Here is a 6997-nt window from a genome sequence, read left to right on the forward strand (position 1 = left end):
GGCTAAGGGTCCATACCCTATAAACCAGGAAATTAAAAAAGGAGTTTTTTTTGAAGGCGGTTCAGGGGTTTCAAATTTCAAAGGGTTACCACCATTTTCAGGTTCTGAGAGAGGTTTCTTTTGAGGTTGAAGAGGGGGAATGTTTTGCTTTGTTTGGCCCTAACGGAGCCGGAAAAACCACCCTTTTAAAAATATTATCAACGCTTCAACGTCCAACCTCCGGGACCTTTCAGATGATGGGGTTGGATGGGGTGAAAGACCGGGATAAAGTTCGAAATTTATTTTTACTCGTAGGGCATGGATCCTACCTTTATAATGAATTGGATGCCCTTGAAAATATAAATTTTTCTTTGGCTCTCAGGGGGATTTCCCGAACGGATCAAGAAGTAAAAAAGGCTTTGGATCGGGTGGATATCGGTCCATTTGCCAGATTTAAAGTGCGGGCATTTTCAGAGGGGATGAAAAAACGGTTGGCTATGGCCAAAACCATTTTGGTTCACCCCAAGGTTCTCCTGTTGGATGAGCCTTACTCTGCTTTGGATGAATCCGGGATGGGCCTTGTGAATCAATTTATGAAGGACATCACAGAACAGGGAACTGCAATTTTAATGACTACCCATAATCGAACGAAAACAGCCGAGGTAGCCCATCGGGCCGCCTGTCTTCAGCAAGGGGTAATGAAGGAAATTGCTGTTCAGGAGCTGGTGGAGGCCCATGAGCTTTTTTAGAGTGGTCCGATGGGTCATCTGGAAGGATTTAATATGTGAGATTCGGGGGCGAGAAATGATCTCATCCATGTTTTTCTTTGCCCTAATTGTTATTTTAATATTTAGTTTTAGCTTTTCCATGGACCAACAAATGGTAAAAAGCCTAATGGGTGGGATCATTTGGGTGGCCTTTGTTTTCACTGGCATTATCGGTTTGGGAAAGTCCTTTTTATCGGAGACCGAAAATGATTGTTTGGAATGTCTTCAAATGAGTCCTATCCCAAGAACGGCAATCTACGTTGGAAAGTTGGTGAGCAATTTCTTTTTTATGTTAATTGTTGAGGTCATTTTATTTCCTTTGTTTGTGATCTTTTTTAATTTGGATGTGGTTGATAAAATTCCGATTCTCATGATAATATTTGTTCTGGGTTCTTTTGGGCTTTCCGCTCTTGGAACCCTTTTCTCCGCCATGACGGTTCAAATCCGGGCAAGGGAGGTTTTACTTCCCGTTCTTCTTTTGCCCCTGGCGGTTCCTTTAATTATTGGATCGGTAGAGGCAACAAGGGGTGTTCTCAGTACCGACCCTTTTTCGTTTTATAGGCATTGGATGGAATTGGTGGTTATTTTTGATGTGGTTTTTACAATTGTATCTTTTTGGGTTTTTGAGTTTATAATGGATTACTAAAGCGGTTTTATTTTGGGGTGAAACATGATCATTGGTTTTTTTCGTCGATTTGAGGGATGGTTTGGGGTCTCAGGAGCCCTCTGCGTGTTAACCGGCCTTTATCTGGCATTGGTCAGTTCACCCCCTGATTATTATCAAGGGGAGGTGGTTCGAATTATGTATGTTCATGTTCCCTTGGCCAAAACTTCATTATTGGCTTATACTACTCTTTTTTTTGGGAGCCTTTGGTATCTTTGGAAACGAGATCCAATGGTTGATAATATGTGTCGGGCAGCTGCGGGTATTGGTGTGCTTTTTACCGCTGGAGCCCTCATTACCGGCTCTATTTGGGCCAAACCCACCTGGAATACCTGGTGGACCTGGGATGCCCGGTTAATTTCTTTTTCGATTTTGTTACTCATTCTGATGGGTTATTTGATGTTAAGGGCGTTTATGGATGATAAAGAAAAGGAAGCCCGGTATGCTGCCGTGTTTGCCATCGTGGGGTTTGTGGACCTTCCCATCGTCTATTTTTCAGTGGAATGGTGGAGAACACTTCATCAACCCGCATCGGTTTCAATGAGAGGACTGAGTCTTTCTGCGGAAATATTTTTTCCATTAACGATCATGGCGGTGGGTTTTTTATTCCTCTTTATTTATTTAATAAGCGTCCGGACTCAAATGATTTATTTGGAAGAACTTTTAGAGGCCAAACAGGGAAGTTTGTTAAATAAAGGGGGGGAAGTAATCAAAAGCGCGTGAACCTGTTCTATCTGCGATGGTTTATCATTTTTTTCGCTGGGGCTGTCATTGTTGGCTTTGGGGTCCAGCGGTATATTGATGAGGTGACCACCATCACTCCGAAAGAGGCTTTACAGCAAGAATCCGGGAAGGTCGTGAGGGTGATGGGGACTCTCCAAGGGGGCAGTCTTCTTCGGAATGTTTCGCCCAAAGAAACAACCTTTTTGCTCTCGGGAGAGGGGGTTGAGCTTCCCGTTCGCTATTCAGGGCCGCCTTCCGATAGTCTAAGGGAACTAAAAACCTTGGTGGTCATTGGAAGTTGGAATCCTTCAGATCAGGAATTGAAATCACAGAGTTTAGGGTTGGTTCCAAATTATGGTTTTATTTCAGCCGCTTATATAGTTACATTTTTTCCAATGATTCTTTTTCTCTTTCATATGGAACGCAAGGTCCGGTTGTTGTATATTGAAATCAAAGAAGCCAAAGCCTACAAACCGGAGGAGAGGTGATTTGAGTAAGAATAAGCGATATGGCCTGATTATCAGCATGTTGATCGTTGGGGTAGCATTAGGGTACTTGGCGTTAGGGAATTTTGGAGAAAACCTGGTTTACTTTTTTACCCCCTCGGAAGTGATTGCCCTCTCCAAAGAATATTACGGTAAAAAGGTCAGAGTCGGAGGAATGGTAGTGGAGGGCAGCCTAAAGGTGGTTCCCAATACACTCAAAATGACTTTTGAATTAACGGATGGTGAAAATCAAATTCCGGTGGCTTTTGAGGGAATTCCCCCTGATTTGTTTAAGGAGGGCCAAGGGGCCGTGGTGGAAGGGTTTTGGGACACGGAGAAAACGTTTCGCTCTCATATGATCATGGCCAAACATTCCGAGGACTATATGCCCATTGAATTAAAACAAGCGGGGGTTCAATTGCCCAAAAAGGATTTTATTAAAACGCTTCAATAGTCCTTAGTCCTTGGGCTTTTTTTCAAAAAAAAAAGGGTTGTTTTATTTGCCCTTTGGGTCTGGCCTTTATAAAGAGAGTTGGTTTTTAAAAATATATGTTTGTTGATATTGGTAATTTTGCCGTTGTAACAGCGCTGGTTTTGTCTTTGGTGGGAATCGTAACACCCATCATTGGCCTCAAAACCAAAAACCCTGCCTGGGTCCAGGCCGGGCGACAAGCGGTTACCCTCATTTTCTTTCTGTTGTCCATCGGAATGATTTCTCTTGTTTTTGCCTTTGTAACAAGAGATTTTTCCGTGAAATATGTGATGGCCACCTCCAACAGCCGGCTTCCTTGGTTTTACACCGTTGCGGCACTTTGGGGGGGGCATGAAGGCTCTTTATTACTTTGGGTTTGGATTTTGGCAACTTTTTGTACGGTGGCCGCATGGCTTCACTGGAGAACCCAACCCGCGATCATACCCTATCTTTTATCTATCCAGTCTTTGGTTATGTTTGGGTTCCTTTCGCTTATTGTATTTCTTTCTAACCCATTTGATCGAATCTTTCCGGTTCCACTAGAGGGAAAGGATTTAAATCCACTCCTTCAGGATCCTGCCATGGTGGTTCATCCGCCACTTCTTTATCTTGGATACGTTGGATTTTCCATTCCTTTTGCCTTTGCCATGGCGGCTCTTCTTTCAGGGCGTTTAGGAGAAGAATGGTTAAAGGTAACTCAACGATGGACTCTTTTTGCTTGGTTTATGTTAACGGCCGGAATTATGATGGGGGGGTATTGGGCCTATTACGAGTTGGGGTGGGGGGGGTATTGGGGTTGGGATCCCGTTGAGAACGCATCCTTCATGCCCTGGCTGGTGGGAACGGCCTTTCTTCATTCGGTCATGGTTCAAGAAAAACGAAAGATGTTTAAAGTTTGGAATATCTTTTTAATTATTGTGACCTTCTCTCTTTCCTTAATCGGAACTTTCCTGGTCCGTAGTGGGGTTCTCTCTTCTGTACATACCTTTGCCACCGATCCAGGCCGGGGTCTTTATATTCTTGCCTTTTTAACGGTGATTTTGGGTTTTTCTTTTGGGACACTGATTCTGCGTTCCCATAAATTAAAAAGCGAGGTGGAGTTAGATTCGGTTGTTTCCAGGGAATCGATGTTTCTTTTTAATAACCTTTTTTTTCTCATTGCCATGGTTACGGTTTTTCTTGGAACGTTATACCCGCTTTTGGTTGAAACCCTTCAGGCCAGCAAGGTTTCGGTGGGGCCTCCTTACTATAATGCTGTTTTTATGCCCATTGCACTAGGATTGGTTTTATTAATGGGGATTGCCCCTTCAATTTCTTGGCGAAAGGCTTCGGGGGAAAATATCCGGAAAAACTTTTTGATTCCATCCCTTGTGGCCTTGGTGGGTTTAATCGTGGGTTGGGGAGTAGGGGTACGGAATGCCTACGCATTAGCGGGGGTCACTGTGGTAAGCTTTGTGGCGGCAACTATTTTTATTGATTTTGGGAAAGTCTCTTCCTTTTGGGCAAAGCGTAATCAGGTTCATTTTCTAAAGGGGTTGACCACTGCTTTTTCTAAAAATCAGCGCCGGTATGCAGGCTTAGTGACCCACTTTGGCGTCTTGGTCTTAATTATGGGAATCATCGCCTCCACTATCTATCAGACCGAAAAAGTGGTTCCTATGAAAATAGGTGATCAACTTCAGTTAAAGCAGTACACCCTGACCATGGTGGATCTGCGGGAAGTACAAGGCCCAAACTGGACCGCCCAGGAGGGAGCTTTTGATGTATACCGGGGGGAGACTTTTATTACCACCCTGCATCCTCAAAAGCGGATTTATCCGGACTCCCAGACTCCCACTACGGAATCTGCAATTTATACCATACGCCTGGGCCACCTTTTTTTAACCATGCCGGAAATATCTCCTGAAGGGGTCATTGTGAGGGCGTTGGTTAACCCACTGGTTCTTTTGGTTTGGATAGGTGGGGGAATTATGGGTTTAGGCGTTTTATTGAATATTTTCCGGCCCAGAAGGGAGCCGACGTGATCCGTTTTTGGCATATTGTTTTGGTGGTTTGTTTTTTTGGTCTGATCACCCTTTTTTACAAAGGATTGTGGGGGGACCCTCGAAGTATTCCAACCATATTGGTTGGGACCCAAGCCCCAAATTTTTCAGGGCCGGAGGTGGGAACCGAAACGTCGATTTCTTTAAGTGATTATCAGGGAAAAGTTGTCATGGTCAACTTTTGGGCCTCCTGGTGTTTAGAATGTCGCTATGAGCATGAAAATCTTCTGGCTATTCAAGACCGGTTTGGAGGAAACCCGGATTTTGTCATGCTCGGTATCAATTATCAGGACAAAGAAAAAGATGCCCTGGAATACCTTGGGATCCACGGAAGCAACTTCAGACATGTGCGGGATGTGAAGGGGGCTATTTCCATCGATTTTGGGGTTTATGGGGTTCCCGAAACGTTTGTGTTTGACCAACAAGGAATCATTCGTTTTAAGTTTGTGGGGCCCATTATGGGTGCTACCTATACCCACGTTGTTGAAAATGTTCTTCAACCCTTATTAAGAAAAGAAACTCCTTCCGTTTCATGATTTGGATCCTTCCTTTCATTATTTTTTCCTCTTTTACCTTTCCGATCGTATCGATGGGAAATGTGATTGATGAAAGAAAAATTGATCTTCAAGTCCGGGATTTAGCCAAAACCCTTCGCTGCGCGGTTTGTCAGAATGAGTCCATTTGGGAATCCAATGCAGAATTGGCCAAGCAGATGCGGGCGATTATTCGGGAGCGGTTGGAGAAAGGGGAATCTACCGAAGACATTCGTGCCTATTTTTTAAGCCGGTATGGGGATTACATCCTTTTGAAACCTCAAAAAAAGGGTCTCAATTGGCTATTATGGGGTGGTCCATTCCTCCTTCTTTTGGTGGGTGGGGTGATTCTCTACCGAACCTTGGGGAAATGGGTTAGGGAGACCCAGAAAGAAAAGCCAGAAGGGGTTCCCTCTATCGATGAATCCTCACGCAAACGGATCGACCAGGAACTACGGAAATTCCGAGAATAAGGAGGGGAGGGTTCATGTTTGTCATTGTAGTGGGTTCTCTGTTAGCCGGTACCGTTCTTTTTTTAGCCTACCCTTTTTTAAAGACCATTGAGGTGCAGGGGGACTTTATTCATGATCTTTCTGAAGATCAAGAAAAAATTGATTTAGAAATCGAAAAAGAATCCCTTCTTCATTCCCTATCCGAATTAGAAGATGAGAGGGTGCAGGGAAAATTTTCAGAAACTGATTATTTAAAATTAAAAGCCATCGATGAATATCGCTTCGCAAAAGTTCTCAACCGTCTGGATCAATTAACACCCCATTCTAAAACGGCTCCATTTGCCAAAAGTTCAAAAACACCCAATACCGCACCCGGTACGGGTTGGGCCTTTGCGGTTACCTTAGGTGTTTTGGTTATGGGGGGATCCGCGGGAATTTATTCTTTTTTACATTGGAAGGAAGGGCAAACCCGAAATGCGGCTCAACCAATGGCCCAGGCTTCGATACCAGGCATGCCCAACCCTTTGGAAATGGTTGCCCGTTTAGAGGAGCGGTTAAAAGAGAACCCCAATGATCTCCAGGGACAAATTTTGGCGGGGCGCTCCTACCTGGCATTAAACCGGGTTGAGGAGGCAAAGAGGGCATGGGAAAAAGTGGTGGAATTGGATCCCAGAAATCATGAAGCCCATTTTAATGTTGCAGTCATTCTCATTGAAACCGCTGAGACCGGCCAGCTGCCTAGCTATGAGAATGCCCTGACTCATTTGGAAAAGGCCTTGGTTAAATTTCCGAGGGAGCCCGCTCTTTTATGGTACAAAGGACTTGCTTTGGTACATCTTCAACGATTTTCAGAAGCCGATGAAAGTTGGACAACCGCTTT

At 44.3% G+C, this 6997-nt stretch carries 9 protein-coding genes; all 9 read left to right on the top strand.

What is annotated here, in order from left to right; all coding sequences use genetic code 11:
* The first annotated feature begins 50 nt into the window (after positions 1-50).
* Positions 51-728 carry a heme ABC exporter ATP-binding protein CcmA gene (gene ccmA / locus VGB26_09935; GenBank protein HEX9758106.1) on the top strand — a complete coding sequence of 226 codons (678 nt, stop codon included), beginning with the start codon at positions 51-53 and terminating at the stop codon, positions 726-728.
* A complete protein-coding gene (locus VGB26_09940; protein ID HEX9758107.1) occupies positions 715-1392 on the top strand; it encodes a heme exporter protein CcmB in 678 nt (225 codons plus the stop codon). Before ccmA ends, VGB26_09940 begins: the two co-directional genes overlap by 14 nt.
* Positions 1393-1416: 24 nt before the next feature.
* The gene (gene ccmC / locus VGB26_09945) at positions 1417-2133 is read left to right on the top strand and encodes a heme ABC transporter permease CcmC (protein HEX9758108.1); all 717 of its coding nucleotides are present in this window, start codon (positions 1417-1419) and stop codon (positions 2131-2133) included.
* Complete coding sequence (locus VGB26_09950) at positions 2130-2621, top strand: cytochrome c maturation protein CcmE (protein ID HEX9758109.1); 492 nt, start codon at positions 2130-2132, stop codon at positions 2619-2621. Before ccmC ends, VGB26_09950 begins: the two co-directional genes overlap by 4 nt.
* 1 nt (position 2622) lies before the next feature.
* The gene (gene ccmE, locus VGB26_09955; GenBank protein ID HEX9758110.1) at positions 2623-3072 is read left to right on the top strand and encodes a cytochrome c maturation protein CcmE; all 450 of its coding nucleotides are present in this window, start codon (positions 2623-2625) and stop codon (positions 3070-3072) included.
* A 95-nt stretch (positions 3073-3167) separates the two neighbouring features.
* Positions 3168-5114, top strand: coding sequence for a heme lyase CcmF/NrfE family subunit (locus VGB26_09960; protein ID HEX9758111.1), 1947 nt, complete (start codon positions 3168-3170; stop codon positions 5112-5114).
* Positions 5111-5668 (top strand): redoxin domain-containing protein, encoded by a 558-nt coding sequence (locus tag VGB26_09965; protein ID HEX9758112.1) that lies wholly within the window; start codon positions 5111-5113, stop codon positions 5666-5668. The genes VGB26_09960 and VGB26_09965 overlap by 4 nt, the downstream gene beginning before the upstream one ends.
* A complete protein-coding gene (locus VGB26_09970; protein HEX9758113.1) occupies positions 5665-6138 on the top strand; it encodes a cytochrome c-type biogenesis protein in 474 nt (157 codons plus the stop codon). The genes VGB26_09965 and VGB26_09970 overlap by 4 nt, the downstream gene beginning before the upstream one ends.
* A gap of 14 nt (positions 6139-6152) precedes the next feature.
* The coding region (locus VGB26_09975) for a tetratricopeptide repeat protein (protein HEX9758114.1) at positions 6153-6997 on the top strand (845 nt) is incomplete at its 3' end.

It is taken from the genome of Nitrospiria bacterium (assembly GCA_036397255.1).
In the GTDB taxonomy this organism is placed as follows: Bacteria; Nitrospirota; Nitrospiria; order DASWJH01; family DASWJH01; genus DASWJH01.